This is a genomic window from Microbacterium saccharophilum, from assembly GCF_007992455.1.
Classification (GTDB): Bacteria; Actinomycetota; Actinomycetes; order Actinomycetales; family Microbacteriaceae; genus Microbacterium; species Microbacterium saccharophilum.
In genome coordinates, this window is sequence record NZ_BKAH01000005.1 from 107416 (window position 1) to 123525 (window position 16110).

The 16110-nt window shown below is 73.0% G+C and carries 14 protein-coding genes; 6 read left to right on the forward strand and 8 right to left on the reverse strand.

Annotated elements, in window-relative coordinates; translation table 11 throughout:
* Positions 1-2 precede the first annotated feature (2 nt).
* From ptsP to MSA03_RS07220, 3 genes are read right to left on the reverse strand one after another with little or no spacing between them, the layout of a single operon-like run.
* Complete coding sequence (ptsP, locus tag MSA03_RS07210) at positions 3-1664, reverse strand: phosphoenolpyruvate--protein phosphotransferase (protein WP_147050187.1); 1662 nt, start codon at positions 1662-1664, stop codon at positions 3-5.
* A 28-nt stretch (positions 1665-1692) separates the two neighbouring features.
* Entirely contained in the window at positions 1693-1980 is a 288-nt protein-coding gene (locus MSA03_RS07215; RefSeq protein WP_028496806.1) for an HPr family phosphocarrier protein, read from the reverse strand.
* Positions 1977-2318 (reverse strand): PTS sugar transporter subunit IIB, encoded by a 342-nt coding sequence (locus tag MSA03_RS07220; RefSeq protein ID WP_028496805.1) that lies wholly within the window; start codon positions 2316-2318, stop codon positions 1977-1979. Before MSA03_RS07220 ends, MSA03_RS07215 begins: the two co-directional genes overlap by 4 nt.
* Positions 2319-2427: 109 nt before the next feature.
* On the opposite strand from MSA03_RS07220, the gene MSA03_RS07225 reads away from it, so the two are divergent.
* Positions 2428-4347: a BglG family transcription antiterminator gene (locus MSA03_RS07225; RefSeq protein WP_147050188.1), complete on the forward strand. Its 1920-nt coding sequence runs from the start codon at positions 2428-2430 to the stop codon at positions 4345-4347.
* A gap of 129 nt (positions 4348-4476) precedes the next feature.
* On the opposite strand, the gene MSA03_RS07230 is transcribed toward MSA03_RS07225, so the two are convergent.
* The 3 genes from MSA03_RS07230 to MSA03_RS07240 all read right to left on the reverse strand — a co-directional run bounded on the left by MSA03_RS07230 (position 4477) and on the right by MSA03_RS07240 (position 7724).
* Positions 4477-5049, reverse strand: a complete 573-nt coding sequence (locus MSA03_RS07230) for a GNAT family N-acetyltransferase (protein ID WP_147050189.1) — start codon at positions 5047-5049, stop codon at positions 4477-4479.
* A 144-nt stretch (positions 5050-5193) separates the two neighbouring features.
* On the reverse strand, positions 5194-6897 hold the full coding sequence (locus MSA03_RS07235; protein ID WP_147050190.1) for a phospho-sugar mutase: 1704 nt from the start codon (positions 6895-6897) through the stop codon (positions 5194-5196).
* Positions 6894-7724, reverse strand: a complete 831-nt coding sequence (locus MSA03_RS07240; protein WP_028496801.1) for a purine-nucleoside phosphorylase — start codon at positions 7722-7724, stop codon at positions 6894-6896. The genes MSA03_RS07235 and MSA03_RS07240 overlap by 4 nt, the downstream gene beginning before the upstream one ends.
* Before the next feature lie 81 nt (positions 7725-7805).
* On the opposite strand from MSA03_RS07240, the gene MSA03_RS07245 reads away from it, so the two are divergent.
* Complete coding sequence (locus tag MSA03_RS07245; RefSeq protein ID WP_147050191.1) at positions 7806-9257, forward strand: NAD(P)H-quinone dehydrogenase; 1452 nt, start codon at positions 7806-7808, stop codon at positions 9255-9257.
* A gap of 31 nt (positions 9258-9288) precedes the next feature.
* On the opposite strand, the gene MSA03_RS07250 is transcribed toward MSA03_RS07245, so the two are convergent.
* Together MSA03_RS07250 and MSA03_RS07255 are read right to left on the reverse strand one after the other, a co-directional pair.
* Complete coding sequence (locus tag MSA03_RS07250) at positions 9289-11055, reverse strand: acetyl/propionyl/methylcrotonyl-CoA carboxylase subunit alpha (protein ID WP_147050192.1); 1767 nt, start codon at positions 11053-11055, stop codon at positions 9289-9291.
* Between the two features lie 78 nt (positions 11056-11133).
* Entirely contained in the window at positions 11134-11790 is a 657-nt protein-coding gene (locus MSA03_RS07255; RefSeq protein ID WP_147050193.1) for a Maf family protein, read from the reverse strand.
* A gap of 36 nt (positions 11791-11826) precedes the next feature.
* Between MSA03_RS07255 and MSA03_RS07260 the strand changes: the two genes are divergently transcribed.
* Genes MSA03_RS07260 through MSA03_RS07275 form a run of 4 tightly spaced genes read left to right on the forward strand, consistent with a single transcriptional unit; the run spans position 11827 to position 16107 of the window.
* On the forward strand, positions 11827-13125 hold the full coding sequence (locus tag MSA03_RS07260; protein WP_147050194.1) for a class I SAM-dependent RNA methyltransferase: 1299 nt from the start codon (positions 11827-11829) through the stop codon (positions 13123-13125).
* A 21-nt stretch (positions 13126-13146) separates the two neighbouring features.
* Positions 13147-13803 carry a response regulator transcription factor gene (locus MSA03_RS07265; RefSeq protein ID WP_028496796.1) on the forward strand — a complete coding sequence of 219 codons (657 nt, stop codon included), beginning with the start codon at positions 13147-13149 and terminating at the stop codon, positions 13801-13803.
* Complete coding sequence (locus tag MSA03_RS07270; RefSeq protein ID WP_147050195.1) at positions 13793-15022, forward strand: ATP-binding protein; 1230 nt, start codon at positions 13793-13795, stop codon at positions 15020-15022. The genes MSA03_RS07265 and MSA03_RS07270 overlap by 11 nt, the downstream gene beginning before the upstream one ends.
* On the forward strand, positions 15019-16107 hold the full coding sequence (locus MSA03_RS07275) for a hypothetical protein (protein WP_147050196.1): 1089 nt from the start codon (positions 15019-15021) through the stop codon (positions 16105-16107). The genes MSA03_RS07270 and MSA03_RS07275 overlap by 4 nt, the downstream gene beginning before the upstream one ends.
* The last annotated feature ends 3 nt before the right edge of the window (positions 16108-16110 follow it).

Consider the following 16110-nt stretch of genomic DNA (forward strand, 5'->3'; position numbering starts at 1 on the left):
GGCTAGGCCACGGTGTCGGCTGCGGCCTGCGCCGCAGCTCGGGCTGAAGCCGCCCCGTCGGCGGCGAGGGCGGCCGCGGCGATGCGTTCGGCATCCGCGCGGGTGTACTGCAGGAGCGTCGCGCGGACATCCGCGATCGCGGTCGGCGCCATCGACAGGGTCGTGGCGCCGAGGCCGACGAGCACGACCGCGAGCAGCGGGTCCGCCGCAGCCTCGCCGCAGATGCCGACCGGCTTGCCGGTCGCCTTGCCGGCGGCGCCGGTCATGCCGATGAGCTGGAGGACGGCGGGATGCCACGGGTCCTGGAACGAGGAGACCGAGCCGAGGAGCCGGTCGGCGGCCATCGTGTACTGCGTCAGGTCGTTCGTGCCGATCGAGGCGAAGTCGGCGATGGCGAGCACCTTCTCGGCCATGAGCGCCGCCGACGGGACCTCGACCATGACGCCCGCCGTCTTGATGCCGTAGTCGCGGCAGAGGCCGGTGAAGTACTCCGTCTCCTCGACGGTGCCGACCATGGGCGCCATGACCCACAGGTCCGCCTCGGTCGCCGCCTGCGCCTGCTGCAGCGCCGTCAGCTGCTCGAGCAGGATGTCCTCGCTGGCGCGCAGCGCGCGGATGCCGCGGAGGCCCAGCGCCGGGTTCTCCTCGTGTGCGTCGTTGAGGAACGCCAGCGGCTTGTCCGCACCCGCATCCAGTGCCCGTACGACGACCTTCTTGCCGGGGAAGGCGGTGAGCAGCTCCGTGTAGGCCTTGGCCTGCTGCTCGACGGTCGGGGCGTTCGTGGAGCTCAGGAAGAGGAACTCGGTGCGGAACAGTCCGACACCCTCGGCCCCCAGTTCGACGGCTTCGGCGGCGCCGCCCGGCTTGCCGAGGTTCGCCAGCAGCGGGATGGGGGTGCCGTCCGCGAGGGCGCCGGGCGTGATCGGCGCGGAGGCGGCGGTGCGCCGCGCGTCGGCCCGGTGCTGCGCCTGGCTCAGCTCGTCCTCGGTCGGTTCGGTCGTGACGACGCCCTTGGCGGCGTCGACGATGACCGTCTCGCCGTCGGTGAGATCCTTCGCGGCGGCGGCGCCCACGACGGCGACGATGGACTTCTCCCGGGCCAGGATCGCGGTGTGCGAGGTCGGTCCGCCGCCGGTCGTGACGAGCGCGAGGACCTTGTCGAGGTCCAGCAGCGCGGTGTCGGCGGGCGCCAGGTCCTTCGCGACGAGGACGAACGGGTGCCCGGGGTCGGGGACGCCCGGGGCCGGAAGCCCGCGGAGGCGCGCGATGACCCGCTGGGCGACGTCGTCCAGGTCGGCGGCGCGCTCGCCGAGATAGCCGCCCATCGCGGCGAGGGTGTCGCGGAACGTCGCGAACGCGTCGTGGACGGCGAACTCCCCGGTCTTTCCGGCGGTCGTGCGGGTGAGGACCTCCTGGTCGAGGGTGGGGTCCTCGGCCATCATGGCCTGCGCCTCCAGCACCTCGCGGGCGAGGCCTCCGGCCTGCGAACCGCGCGTTTCGAGCTCCCGGGCGACGACGGCGACGGCCTCCCGGACGCGCGCGATCTCCTCCTCCGGCGAGAGCGTGCTGGGCACGTCCTCGGGGGCGGGCAGGGGTTCGGCCATCCGGGCCACCGGCCCCTGGGCGACACCCAGGCCGATGCCGACTCCGCGCAGTTCGCTCATGCTCTTGTCCTCGTTCCGTTCGTCGTCTTCACTCGTCGTGATCGGTCGTCAGCAGCTCGGCCAGCCGGTCGAGCACGTCGTCGGCGTTGTCGCCGTCGGCGACCAGCGTCACGTAGTCGCCCTTCTCCGCCCCCAGCGAGATGACCCCGAGGATGCTGGCGGCGTTGACCGGCCCGCCGGAACCCTTCGAGATCGTCACGGGGATGCCGGCATCCTTCACCGCCTGCGCGAACAGCTTCGCGGGGCGGGCGTGCAAGCCGTTGGAGGATCCGATGCGGATCGTGCGGGTCGCCTGCGGCGTGGACTCGTCCGTCATGGGGTGTTCCTCTCGGTGGCGTCTTCGTCCGCGGGTGCGGCCAGTGCGGTGTCGACGAGGGCCAGCGTGCGCGTGCCGTCGATGTCGGCGAACACGTCGTCCGGCAGCAGCACGACGCGGGCGCCGCGGTAGGCGGCATCCCGTCGGATGTTCTCGAGGGAGCGCCGCAGGTGGGGGCCCACGAGCACGACGTCCGCGGCGTCCAGGTCGATGGCGAGGGACTGCTCGGTGCCGGCGACGGCACTGAGGTCCCGTCCGGCCGCCTGGGCCGCATGGCGCACTCGCTGCGCGACGAACGTGCTCGACGCTCCCGCGCCGCACACCACGAGGATCCTCATCGACCCGCCTCCTTCCTCGCCATTCTTGTGAAAGCGCTGGGAGCGGACAACCAGGTTCGCTTCCGCGGGGGCGGAAACTCCGTCGCGAGGGCATGGTTGACTGTCCTGCGTGAGCAGAGCCAGGCAGGACCGCGTCGTCGCCCTGCTCACGCGTCGCGGCGAGTGGACGACGGCCGCCGAGCTCGCCGACGCGATCGGCGTGACGCCGCGCAGCATCCGGAGCTACGTCACCGCGCTGAACGCGCGCGTCCCCGACGGCGTCGTGGTGGAGTCGGGCCCGCAGGGCTACCGGCTCGGGCCGGACGCGGGAGCCGCGCTGCGCACCACGGGCCCGGATGCCTCCGCGCCGCGCGAGCGGCTGCACCGCCTCGTGCGGGCGATCCTCGCCGCCCCGGACGGCGTCGACGTGTTCGAGATCGCCGACACGTTCCACGTGAGCCCCGCGACCGTGGAGGCGGACCTCGGCCGGGTCCGGGCGCTGCTGGGCGGGACGGAGCTGACGCTCGAGCGCGCCGCCTCCCGCGCGCGCCTGCGCGGCACCGAGATGGCGCAGCGGCGACTGCTCAGCCGGCTCGCGCACGAGGAGACCGAGGACGGCGCCTTCGATCTGGAGGCGCTGCGCCGCACGCTCGGGGAGGGGTCGATCGGCGCCCGCGCGTTCGGCCCGTTCAAGGCCGAGCTCGTCGCCGGGCTCGGGAGCCTCGGCTACTTCGTCAACGAGTTCGGGATCGGCGACGTCATGATGCACATCGCGATCGCCGCCGACCGCGTCGCCGGCGACCACGCCCTCGACGACGGCGGCGAGGACTCCTCGCCCGCGCAGATCGCCGATCTCATCGACCGCCTCAGCGCGCAGCACCTCGGCGTGCGCCTCGGCAGCGGGGACCTCCGCCACCTCGCCGCCATCGTGCAGAGCCGCGTCGTCGCCCCGGGCGCGGCCGCCCCCGCGGAGGTCATCCGCGAGCGCGTCGACCCGGAGGTGGAGGCCGCCGTCCGCGACGTCGTCGCGCGCGCCGCGGCGGAGTTCCTCGTCGACATCGACCACGACGACTTCGTCATGCGGCTGTCGCTGCACGTGCAGAACCTCCGGGAGCGCGCCCGCGAGCAGGCCTGGTCACGGAACCCCTTGACCCGGTCGCTGAAGACCACGTACCCCATGATCTTCGAGGTCGCGGTGTTCATCGCCGACGGGCTGCGCGGGCTCCTCGGCATCCCGCTGCTCGACGACGAGATCGCCTACATCGCGATGCACGTCGGCGGCCGGCTGGAGCGCAGCCGCCGCGCGGGCGCCCTGCTGACGGCGACGATCGTCTGCCCGGGGTACTACGAGCTGCACGAGCTGCTGCGCTCGAGCGTCGACCGCTCCCTCGGCGGGGCCATCGAGGTCGTCGACGTCGAGACGCGGGTCGACCCCGACTGGGCATCGATCGACACCGACCTGATCCTCAGCACGATCGAGCCGCCGGTCGTCTCCGACCGGATCGTCCGCATCCAGCCGTTCCTCACCGAGGCCGATGTGGAGCGCGTGCAGGCCGCTGCCGGGCGGGTGCGGCGCGCACGCCGCCTCGCGCGGCTGCGCGCCGAGCTCGAGCGCTACTTCTCGCCGGATGCGTTCGTGCACGGGCTGGGCGCCGGCGTCGACGAGGAAGGCGTCATCCGCCGCCTCGGCGGCCTGCTCGTCGCGCAGGGGGTCATCGGCGAGGACTACGTCGAGCGGACGCTGGAGCGCGAGCGGCTGTCATCCACCGCGTTCACCGACGCGCTCGCCGTTCCGCACGCGATCGGGATGACCGCGACCCGCACCTCCATCGCCGTCGGCATCGCCGACCCGTCGATCCCGTGGGGCGATGCGCGCGTGCAGGTCATCGCGATGGTGGCGTTCTCGGAGTCGGACCGCGCCGCGTTCCAGACCGTGTTCGAGCAGCTCGTCGAGGTCTTCAGCGAACGGGAGAGCGTGCAGCGCATCCTCCGGCGCGGCACGACCTTCACGGCGTTCCTCGACGAGCTCGTGGCCGTCGTCGACGGCTGACGGGCCCGCGGCGGCGCTGAGAAACCACATCCGGCGTGAGAAACCACATCCGGCGTGAGAAACCACGCCGGAACGTGTTTCTCATGCCGATCGTGGTTTCTCGGCACCGCGACCCGACGGCGCCGCTGCTCAGGGGCGGGCGAGCCGGGTCTGCAGGCCGAGCCGGACGGCGGGCCACTCGTGCGGGAGGATCGAGTACACGACGGTGTCGCGCAGCGTTCCGTCCGGGCCGAGCCGGGCGTTGCGGAGCACGCCGTCCTGCTTCGCGCCGAGTCGTTCGATCGCGGTGCGCGACTGCCGGTTGTGCCAGTGCGTGCGGAACTCCACGGCGATCGCGTCGCACGCCTCGAACGCGTGACCGAGGAGCAGGAGCTTCGCGGCGGTGTTCACCGCCGTGCGCTGCACGCGCGGCGCGAGCCAGGTGTAGCCGATCTCCACGTGCCGGTTCGGCTGGTCGATGCTGCAGAAAGTCGTCATGCCCACCGCCCGGCCCTCGTGGATCACGGCCCACGGGTTCATCCGACCGGCATCCCGCTCGGCGAGACGGAACGTGATCTCCTCGGCCGGCGACGCCGGGACGGAGGTGTACCAGGCGTACGCCAGGCCGGTCGCGGCCTCCGCGAGGTCGTCGGCGTGCCCGAGCGCGAGCGGCTCGAGCCGCACATGGTCGTTCTCCAGGACGCGGGGCTCCGTCAGCAGCACCGGCTCAGCCTAGCGGCCCGGTTTCGCCGCCGGGGCAGGCGCTCGGCGCAACGCGCCGCCCCCAACGCGGCCCCCCAACACGCGCGCCCAACGCGACGCCGAGAAACCACATCCCGCACGAGAAACCACGCCGGAACGTGTTTCTCATGCTGATCGTGGTTTCTCGGCGGTACCAGGCTCCGCCGGGCGGGGTGAGGCCGAGGCGGCGGCGACGAGCTCGCGGGCGCCGGCGTCCAGCGCGGCGAGGCGTGCCGCGGCGTCGTCGGCGGAGGTTCCGCGCACGTCGAGGTATGCCTTGAGCTTGGGCTCGGTGCCGCTCGGGCGCACGATCACGCGTGACCCGTCGTCGAGCCAGAGCCGGAGCACGTCGCCGGCGGGCTCGTCGCCCGTCGCCTCCAGCAGGTCCTCGACGCGCTCGACCCGCACACCTCCGATGGCGGTCGGATGCTGCGCCCGCAGTGCCGCCATGATGCGGCCGATGATCGACACGTCCTCGACGCGCACCGAGACCTGGCTGCTGTCGAAGAAGCCGAACGTCTGCTGGAACTGGGCCAGGAGGTCGGCGACCGTGGCGCCCTGCTCGCGCGCCTCGGCGATCATCCCGAGCATCGCGACCGCGGCGGAGATGCCGTCCTTGTCGCGGACCGTGTCGGGGTTCACGAGGTACCCGAGCGCCTCCTCGAACCCGAAGACGATCCCGGGCGCGCGGGAGATCCACTTGAACCCGGTGAGCGTCGCGTGGAAGTCGAGCCCGTAGTGCTCGGCGACCGTCTGCAGGCCGGGGGAGGAGACCAGCGAGCAGGCGAGCGACCCCGCCGTCGCCGTGCGCGCGGCGCGCCACCCGAGGAGGAGCCCCACCTCGTTGCCGGTGAGCCGGCGCCAGCCGCCCTCGGCACGGGCGTCGGGGATCGCGACGGCGAGCCGGTCGGCGTCCGGGTCGTTCGCGAGGATGAACTCCGCGCCCGCCGCGCGGGCGGTCTCGTAGGAGAGGTCCATCGCCCCCGGCTCCTCCGGGTTGGGGAAGGCGACCGTGGGGAATGCGCCGTCCGGCGCGATCTGCGCCTGGACGACGACCGGCTGCGGGTAGCCCGCGAGCGTGAGGATCCGGGCGAGGGTCTCGTGTCCGACGCCGTGCATGGCTGTGTAGACCCACGGCATCCCGGCCGCACCGGCCGGTGCCGGCGCGACGAGGGCGGTGGCCGCGACGTACGCCTCGACGACCGCCTCGTCGGTGATCTCGTAGTCCGTCGAGCGGGGCAGGGTGCGGATGTCGCCGGCATCGGCGACCCGCTGGATCTGGGCGGCGATCTCGGCGTCGGCGGGTGCGACGATCTGCGAGCCGGCATCCTCTCCGCCGAGGTAGACCTTGTAGCCGTTGTCGTCGGGTGGGTTGTGGGATGCCGTCACCATGACGCCGGCGGCGGCGTCGAGGTGCCGCACCGCGAACGCGAGGACCGGGGTGGGCAGCAGGCGCGGCAGCAGGACGGCCCGCAGTCCCGCCCCGGCGAAGATCTCCGCGCTGTCGCGCGCGAAGACGTCGGAGTTGCGGCGCCCGTCGTACCCGATCACGACCGTCGCGCCCGCGCCCGCGCGCGCGCGCACGTAGGCGGCGAGGCCGGCGGCGGCCTGCGTCACGAGCACGCGGTTCATGCGGTTGCTGCCGGCGCCGAGCCGGCCGCGGAGACCGGCCGTGCCGAAGGCGAGCCGTCCCGCGAAGCGGTCGGCGAGGTCGGCGGCCGCGGCGGCGTCGCCGTCCTCGGCCTGCCGGATCAGCGCGTCCAGTTCGGTGCGCGTCACGTCATCCGGGTCCTGCGCGAGCCAGGCCCGGGCGGCCTCGACGGCGCTCACAGCTCGCCGATCACACGGGCCAGGAGCGCGGAGATCACGGGCTCCGCCTCCCGGCCGGCTTCGATCACCTCGTGGTGGCTGAGCGGCGTCGTCTGGATGCCGGCGGCCATGTTCGTGATGAGGGAGAAGCCGAGGATCTCCATGCCCGCCTGGCGCGCCGCGATGGCCTCCAGGGCGGTGGACATGCCGACGATGCTGCCGCCGATGGTCTTCGCCATGCGCACTTCGGCGGGCGTCTCGTACTGCGGTCCGCGGAACTGGCAGTAGACCCCCTCGTCGAGCGTCGGGTCGATGCGTCGGGCGAGGTCGCGCAGGCGCACCGAGTACAGGTCGGTGAGGTCGATGAACGTCGCGCCCTCGAGCGGGGAGTCGCCGGTCAGGTTGATGTGGTCGCTGATGAGCACGGGCTGGCCGGGCTTCCAGCCCGCCTTGATGCCGCCGGCGCCGTTGGTGAGCACCATCGTGCGGGCGCCGGTCGCGGCGGCGGTGCGCACGCTGTGCACGACACGGCGCACGCCGTGACCCTCGTAGTAGTGGGTGCGCGCACCGATGACGAGAACGCGCCGGCCGGTGGGGGTCAGGATGCTGCGCAGCGACCCGACGTGACCGGCCAGGGCCGGCTTGCTGAAGCCGGTCACCTCGGTCGCCGGGATCGTGGCGGTCGTCTCGCCGATGAGGTCGGCGGCCTTCCCCCACCCGCTCCCGAGCGTCAGGGCGATGTCGTGGCGGTCGACGCCGGTGAGCCGTGCGATGTCGGCGGCGGCGTCTGCGGCGAGCTCGAACGGGTCGCTGGTGGGATCGTCGAGCGGGTTGGAGATGTCGGACATGGGTCCACTCTAGGAACCCGGACCGGTCGGGGGCCACACGACGCGACACGGACGCACGGCGAGGACTGAGACAATGGAGGAATGACCTTGAGCTTCGAGAGCACGCAGAGCGTCATCGTCCTCGGTGGCGGTCCCGGCGGGTACGAGGCGGCGCTGGCCGCCGCGCAGCTCGGAGCAGAGGTCACCCTCGTCGAGCGCGCGGGTGTCGGCGGGTCGGCCGTCATCACGGATGTCGTGCCGTCGAAGAGCCTCATCGCGACGGCGGATGCCGCCGTCGCGATCTCGGAGGCCTCGGACCTCGGCGTGCAGCTGTTCGCGACGTCCGAGCGCGGCAAGCCGCTGAAGCCCCAGGTCGCGATCAACCTCGCCGCCGTCAACAAGCGGCTGATGTCGCTGGCGCGCCAGCAGTCCGACGACATGCGCGCGACGCTCGTGGAGGCCGGTGTCCGCCTCATCTCCGGGCACGGCCGTCTCGACGGCACGCACGCGGTCGTGGTCTCGACGAGTCAGGGCGGCACCGACTTCGACCGCATCGAGGCCGACACCATCGTCGTGTCGGTCGGGGCCTCGCCGCGCGAGCTGCCCACGGCGATGCCGGACGGGGAGCGCATCCTCACCTGGACGCAGCTGTACGACATGAAGACGCTCCCCGAGCACCTCATCGTCGTCGGCTCCGGCGTGACGGGAGCCGAGTTCGCGTCCGCGTACATGAACCTCGGCGCGAAGGTCACGCTCATCTCCAGCCGCGACCAGGTGCTCCCCGGCGAGGACACCGACGCCGCCGCGGTCATCGAGAAGGTGTTCAAGCGCGGCGGGATGACGGTGCTCGCGAAGTCGCGTGCGGAGAAGGTCGAGCGGGTCGGCGACGGCGTCGTCGTGACGCTCGGCGACGGCCGGACGGTCGAAGGCAGCCACTGCCTCATGGCCGTCGGCTCCATCCCGAACACGACGGGCATCGGCCTCGAGGACGCCGGCGTGCAGCTGGCGGAGTCCGGGCACATCCAGGTGAACCGCGTCGCGCGGACCTCGGTGCCGAACATCTACGCCGCAGGCGACTGCACGACGTTCGTGCCGCTGGCATCCGTCGCCTCCATGCAGGGGCGCATGGCCGTCTTCCACGCCCTCGGCGACGCCGTCATCCCGCTGGATCGCCGCCGCATCGCGGCGAACATCTTCACGGCCCCCGAGATCGCCACCGTCGGGTACCAGGTGAAGGACATCGAGGCGGGCCGCATCGACGGGTACGTGCACAAGCTGCCGCTGGCGGCCAACGCCCGCGCGAAGATGATGGGCGTCAAGGACGGGTTCGTGAAGCTCATCGCGCACACCGGGTCGGGGATCGTGCTCGGCGGTGTGATCGTGGCGCCCCGCGCGTCGGAGCTGATCTACCCGATCGCGATCGCCGCCGAGCGGCGCCTCACGGTGGACCAGCTCTCCCGCGTCTTCGCCGTGTACCCCTCGCTGTCCGGCAGCATCACGGATGCCGTGCGCGCGATGCACCCGATCGACCGGAGCAACACCGAGGTCAGCTGACCGCCGCCCCCGCGCACCCCCGGGGGCCCGGTCAGGAGATCGTCAGGAGCTGGTGGCCGGCGGACACCGTGGTGCCGGGGTCGGCGTTGACGGCGCCGACGACGCCGTCCTTGTGCGCCTGGATCGGCTGCTCCATCTTCATTGCCTCGAGGACCACGACGAGGTCGCCCTTGACGACCTGCTGACCCTCCTCGACGGCGACCTTGACGATCGTGGCCTGCATGGGCGACTTCACGGCGTCGCCGGAGGCGCCCGCCGTCACGGTCGCGGCGTGCGAACGGCGCGACGGCGGCACCGCTGCGGGGCGGCCGATCCGCGTCGGCGCCTGCACGATGCGGTCGGGCAGGCTCACCTCGAGGCGCTTGCCGGAGACCTCGACGACGACGCTGTGGCGCGGTTCGCCGGTCGACGGCGAGTCGAGCTCCCCGTCCCACGGCGGGATGTCATTGACGAACTCGGTCTCGATCCAGCGGGTGTACACGCCGAACCGGCCGTCCTCCGCCGTGAACGCGGGGTCGCGGACGACCTTGCGGTGGAACGGGAGGACCGTCGGCATGCCGGCGACCTCGAACTCGTCCAGGGCCCGGCGCGAGCGCTCGAGCGCCTCGGCGCGGTCGCGGCCCGTGACGATGATCTTGCCGAGCAGCGAGTCGAACGCGCCGCTCACGCTGTCGTTCGCGGTGACACCGGAGTCCAGGCGGATGCCGGGACCGCCGAACGTCTTGAACTGGTGGATGCGGCCGGGCTGGGGGAGGAAGTTCCGGCCCGGGTCCTCGCCGTTGATGCGGAACTCGATCGAGTGGCCGACCGGCTCCGGGTCGCCATAGTCCAGGACGCCGCCCTCGGCGAGCCGGAACTGCTCGCGGACGAGGTCGATGCCGGTGACCTCCTCGGAGACCGGGTGCTCGACCTGGAGGCGCGTGTTCACCTCGAGGAAGGAGATGGTCCCGTCGCCGCCGATGAGGAACTCGCACGTTCCCGCGCCGACGTAGCCGACCTCCTTGAGGATCGCCTTGGACGATTCGTACAGGATGCGGTTCTGCTCGTCGCTGAGGAACGGCGCCGGCGCCTCCTCGACGAGCTTCTGGTGGCGGCGCTGCAGCGAGCAGTCGCGGGTCGAGATCACCACGACGTTTCCGGCTGCGTCGGCGAGGCACTGCGTCTCGACGTGGCGCGGCTTGTCGAGGTACTTCTCCACGAAGCACTCGCCGCGGCCGAACGCCGTGATGGCCTCGCGGGTGGCGGACTCGAACTGCTCGGCGACCTCGCTGAGCTCACGCGCCACCTTCAGTCCCCGGCCGCCGCCGCCATAGGCGGCCTTGATCGCGATGGGGAGGCCGTACTGCTCGGCGAACGCGATGACCTCCTCCGCCCCTGCGACGGGCCCGGGGGTCCCCGGGGCGAGTGGCGCGCCGACCTTCTCCGCGACGTGGCGGGCCGTCACCTTGTCGCCGAGCGCCTCGATGGCCTCGGGGGACGGGCCGATCCACACGAGACCGGCCGCGATGACGGCGCGGGCGAACTCGGCGTTCTCGGCCAGGAAGCCGTAGCCCGGGTGCACGGCGTCGGCGCCGGACCGGCGGGCGACCGAGAGGATCTTCTCGATGGACAGGTAGGTCTCGCTGCTCGTCGCCCCCTCGAGGGCGTAGGCCTCGTCGGCGAGCTTGGCGTGCATGGCGTCGCGGTCCTGGTCCGCGTACACGGCGACCGACGCCTTCCCGCTGTCGCGGGCGGCGCGGATGACACGGACGGCGATCTCGCCGCGGTTCGCGATGAGCACCTTGGCGATGTGAGGCATGGATGCCAGCCTACCCAGCATGCAGGGGTCCTCTTTGGATCCCTCGAACAAGATCATCGCGAAAACGTGGGCGGAACCCTACGACTGGGCGGGCGTGCTCCACAGGCTCGTCCACGTCACCCCGAGATCGGCGGCGAGCCGGCGGACCGTGGACAGCGACATGCCGACGACCGTGGAGGGGTCGCCCTCGACCCGCTCGATGAACGCACCGCCGAGGCTGTCGACGGTGAAGGCGCCGGCCACCTGCAGCGGCTCCCCGGAGGCGACGTAGGCGTCGATCTCGGCATCCGAGATGTCGCCGGCGAAGGTGACGGATGCCGCGGCGACGGCGTGCGCCTCGCGGGGCTCGGCGCCGGGGGCGAGGCGGAAGACGCTGTGCCCGGAATGCAGCACACCGGTGCGTCCCCGCATCCGGTGCCAGCGCGCGGTCGCCACGTCGGCCGTGTACGGCTTGCCGAGCACTTCGCCGTCCAGCTCGAACATCGAGTCGCCGCCGATCACGAGGCCGTCGAACTCCGGGTCCTCCGCGGCGAGCGTCGCGGCGACGTCGGCGGCCTTCCGCCGAGCGAGGAGCAGGACATGCTCATCCGGCGGCAGGACACGGCCCTCGTGGGCCTCGACGGCGGCGATGACTGCCTCCTCATCGACCTGCGGCGCCTGCGTGCGGGGCTCGATCCCGGCCTGCCGCAGCAGCATGAGGCGGGCGGGGGAGGTGGAGGCCAGGCACACGCGCATTCCCCCACGGTAGCGGCGCCGTGGGATGCTCGAAGGATGGATGCCGGAGACCTCATCGACCTGGACGTGACCGATGTCGCCCATGGCGGTGTGTTCGTGGGGCGGCATGAGGGCCGTGTGGTCTTCGTGCCGGATGCCATTCCCGGCGAACGCGTCCGGGTGCGGCTGACCGACACCGGCAAGTCCGCGTTCTGGCGCGGCGAGACCCTCGAGGTGCTCGACGCGTCCGCGCACCGCCGCCCGCACGTGTGGCGCGACGCGGACGTCGACGTCGCCCCGCAGTACCGTCCCGGCGGGGCGGACTTCGGCCACATCGACCTCGCCCACCAGCGCGAGCTGAAGAGCCGCGTGCTGGGCGATGCCCTCCGCCGCATGGCCGGCCTCGACGTCCCGACGACGATGGAGGCGGCGGGGGCCGGCGGCAGCGACGGCGAGGAGTCCGCTGACGGCACCCGATGGCGCACCCGCGTCAGTCTGCACGTCGACGCGGAAGGACGCGTCGGGCCGTTCGCGGCGCGCAGCCACCGGGTCATCGAGGTGGACGAGCATCCCTTGGCGGTCCCCGCCATCGCGGAGGCGGCCCGCACCGTCCGCGACCTGCCGGCCGGCCGCATCGACCTCGTCCAGCCCGCCGACGGGCGGGTCCGCCTGCTCTCCCGCCCCGAGACGCCGCCCCGCCCGCCCCGCGCGCGGCGCGGCGCCCGCCGTCCGCCGGCGGACCCCGCGATCCGCGAGGTCGTCGTCGAAACCGTCGGCGGACGCGATTTCCGGGTGGATGCCGGCGGATTCTGGCAGGTGCACCGCCTGGCCGCGGCGACGCTGACGGACGCCGTCGCAACGGCGCTCCGCGAGGACGGGTCGCTCGATCCGGACGCCACCAACCTCGACCTGTACGGCGGCGTCGGGCTCCTCGCCGCCGCCGTCGCGGGCGTCGGGGGGCCGGGCACGCGCATCACGAGCGTCGAGTCGGATGCGCGCGCCACCGAGCACGCCGGCGAGAACCTCGCCGAGTGGGTCGGCGCCCGGGCCGAGACCGGGCGCGTGGACCGCTGGCTCGCCGAGGTCGCCCGGACCGCCTCCGCGGAGCAGCGCGCGCGGCTTGCCCGCGGTGTCGTGGTGCTCGACCCGCCCCGGGCCGGCGCCGGCCGCGAGGTCGTCGATCTCCTCGCCGACCTCGATCCGGCCCGCATCGTCTACGTCGCGTGCGATCCCGTGGCGCTGGCGCGCGACCTCGCGACCTTCCGCGCGCACGGCTACGACACCCGCAGCGTGCGGGCGTTCGATCTCTTCCCGCACTCGCATCACGTCGAGGCCGTCGCCGTCCTGTCACGGTGAATCGCTCGATAGGCTGAGCCCATGACGAGGGTCGCGCTGATCGACGACCACGAGTCCGTGCGTCTCGGACTCGAGGCCGCCTGCGCGCGCGCCGGGACGAAGGAAGTCGTCTTCTCCGGCAGCAGCGTGCGGCAGTACCTCGACTGGCGCACCTTCTCGGCGTCCGCACCGGCGGATGTCGTGGTGCTCGACCTCACCCTCGGCGACGGCACGACCGTCACCGAGAACGTCTCCCGCCTCGTGGGCGACGGCTCGTCGGTGATCATCCACAGCGTCGCCGACCGGCCCGCCGCCGTCCGCGAGGCCCTCGCGGCCGGCGCGGCGGGCATCATCAGCAAGTCGTCCCGCATCGACGACGTCATCGACGCCATCCGCACGGTCGCACGCGGCGAGCCGCTCGACAACGTCGAGTGGGCGAGCGCCGTCGAGGGCGACCGCGCATTCGCCGACGCGCAGCTGTCCGCGCGCGAGCGCGACGTGCTGCGCCTGTACGCGGCAGGGCTCCCGCTCAAGGTCGTCGCCGAGCGCCTCGGGATCGCCTACTCGACCGCGAAGGAGAACATCACGCGGGTGCGGGTGAAGTACGTCGAGGTGGGGCGCCCGGCGCCGACGAAGGTGGACCTGCTCCGCCGCGCCATGGAAGACGGACTGGTTGCCGAGGGCTCCGGTGACGGCTGACCGCATCGCGATCGACCCGGCCACCCGGCGCCCCCTGGGCGACATCTCGGTCGGCGTCGAGAAGTTCACGCAGGCACGCGTCGAGCGCATCATCGTCGTCGCGATCGGGTTCGGATCGACCCTCCTCGGAACCCAGGGGTTCCTGAACGCCCTCGCCCCGCCGCAGGAGGATCCGGCGTGGCGCACGGGCCTCGTCATCGCGATCTTCGTGCCGCTCGCGCTCATGGTCATCGCGTGCTTCACCGGCTTCGCGGTGCGCAGCCTCGCCGGCACCTTCGCCGTCGTGTTCCCGCTCGCCATGCTGACTTGGCCGATCGCGACGGCGGGGCGGCCCGCCGACCCCGCCGAGCCGTGGATCTGGTATCTGCTGAACGTCGCGACGTCGGCGGCCGTGGTCGCCTTCCGGATCCCGCTCCAGGTCGTGTGGGCGGTGCTCGTGCCGGTGCTCTTCGGCGTCGTGCGGATCGCGCAGGTCGGCACCGCCCAGGGCAGCGTCGTCGTCGTCGTGCTCGACGTCGTCTACGCGCTGATCCTCGCCGGCGTCGTCATCGCCCTCGGGTGGATGCTGCGCTCCGTCGCCGCCGGGATCGATGAGACGCGGGGAAGCGCCGTCGCGTCGTACGCGGCAGCGGCGGCAGCCGACGCCGCGGAGAAGGAACGCGTCGCCGTCGCCGCGCTCATGCACGACAGCGTCCTGGCGGCCCTGATCGCCGCAGAACGGGCGACCACCGACCGCGAGCGCACCCTCGCCGTCTCCATGGCCCGCGAGGCCCTCACGCGCCTCGCCAACGCCGACCAGAGCGCCGGCGAAGGCCCCGATGAGCCGGTGGACGGCGCGATGATCGCCGCCGAGCTGGAGGCCGCCGCCCGCGACCACGGACATCCGCTGACGGTGGCGCGGGACCTCGATCCGTCCGCACCGGCGATCCCCGGCCGCGTGGCCCGCGCCCTCGTCCTCGCCGCCGCGCAGGCCATCGCCAACGCCATCCAGCACGCGCACGGCGCCGGGCTCACGGTGGCCGTGACCGCCGACCGCGTCGGCGTCCGCATCCGGGTCGGCGACACCGGACCGGGGTTCGACCCGGCCGCCATCCCGGATGACCGCCTCGGCATCCGCGCCTCCATCATCGCCCGCGTCGCCGCGGCCGCCGGCCGCGCCACCGTCGACAGCAGCGAGGCGGGCACCGTCGTCACGCTCACCTGGGAGCACCCGCGATGACCTTCTCCGTCCGTGTCGTCCTCTCGGCGCTCGGCGCCGCCTTCACGGCGTACCTCGCCGTGGGCGGCATGCTGTGGACGACCCCGGTCGAGTTCCCGCTCATGCTCACGGCATCCGTCGTCCTCTTCCTCGCGACGACCTGGCTCTGCATCTTCTGGAACGTCCGGCCCGCCGACGCCCCGTCGGACCAGGCCATCACCGCGGGCCTCGGCGGGCGCGCCGTGCTTCCCGCCTGGGCCGGCGTCCTCGCGCTGGCGAACGTCGCCATCGTCCCGTCGGCGACCTGGTACGCGGCGGGAGAGGCCGCGCGCCTGGAATCCTTCGCCACCTGGAGTCTCGGCGGCATCGGCGCGCTCATGGCGATCGTCATGGTGCGCCGCCGGCCGTGGGTCGCATGGATCGGGGTGGCCCTCCTGGCGGTGGAGGCCACGCTCTGGATCGGGATCGTCAACGCCCTCGCGCTCGGCGTCGTCGGCGCCGTCACGTGGGTGGGCCTCGCGCAGCTGATCACGCGGCTGCTCGACAGCGCCGCGCGCGACACGGCGGATCTCACCGAGCTGCAACGGGCGTCGTCGGAGTGGCTCGCCTCGCAGGAGGGGCGCCGCCGGGAGCGCCGCGAACAGGTGCAGCGGGCGCTGTCCGTCGCCGGCCCGGTGCTCGCCCGCACGGTGGAGACCGGCGGCGTGCTCGACGACGAGGAGCGCATGGAGGCCCGGCTGGCCGAGGGACGCCTGCGCGACGACATGCGCGGTCCCCGGCTGCTGGATGACCGCGTCCGCGCCCGGCTCGAAGCCGCCCGCCGCCGCGGCGCGAGTGTCACCGTGCTCGACGAGGGCGGCCTGGAAGGGCTCGACGACGATGCCCTCGCGGCGATCCGCGGCGAGCTCGCGCAGGCACTGGACGACGCGCACTCGGACCGGCTCTACATCCGCACGTCCCCGCACGAGAAGACCGCGGTGACGGTGGTGGGCCGCTCGCGTCTGGACGACGATCCGGACGGCGAGGAGCACGTCGACCTGTGGCACGAGATCTCGCGGCCGGCCTCCGACGGGACGAGCCCCGTGCGGGACGGCGCCGACGCCTGACAG

Bases quoted from the DNA above. Each gene is read 5' to 3' on its own strand.
- MSA03_RS07215 (WP_028496806.1), bottom strand. From the start codon at position 1,980: ATGACGGACGAGTCCACGCCGCAGGCGACCCGCACGATCCGCATCGGA.
- MSA03_RS07260 (WP_147050194.1), top strand. From the start codon at position 11,827: ATGGATGCCGGAGACCTCATCGACCTGGACGTGACCGATGTCGCCCAT.
- MSA03_RS07220 (WP_028496805.1), bottom strand. From the start codon at position 2,318: ATGAGGATCCTCGTGGTGTGCGGCGCGGGAGCGTCGAGCACGTTCGTC.
- MSA03_RS07250 (WP_147050192.1), bottom strand. From the start codon at position 11,055: ATGCCTCACATCGCCAAGGTGCTCATCGCGAACCGCGGCGAGATCGCC.
- ptsP (WP_147050187.1), bottom strand. From the start codon at position 1,664: ATGAGCGAACTGCGCGGAGTCGGCATCGGCCTGGGTGTCGCCCAGGGG.
- MSA03_RS07240 (WP_028496801.1), bottom strand. From the start codon at position 7,724: ATGTCCGACATCTCCAACCCGCTCGACGATCCCACCAGCGACCCGTTC.
- MSA03_RS07275 (WP_147050196.1), top strand. From the start codon at position 15,019: ATGACCTTCTCCGTCCGTGTCGTCCTCTCGGCGCTCGGCGCCGCCTTC.
- MSA03_RS07255 (WP_147050193.1), bottom strand. From the start codon at position 11,790: ATGCGCGTGTGCCTGGCCTCCACCTCCCCCGCCCGCCTCATGCTGCTG.
- MSA03_RS07245 (WP_147050191.1), top strand. From the start codon at position 7,806: ATGACCTTGAGCTTCGAGAGCACGCAGAGCGTCATCGTCCTCGGTGGC.
- MSA03_RS07265 (WP_028496796.1), top strand. From the start codon at position 13,147: ATGACGAGGGTCGCGCTGATCGACGACCACGAGTCCGTGCGTCTCGGA.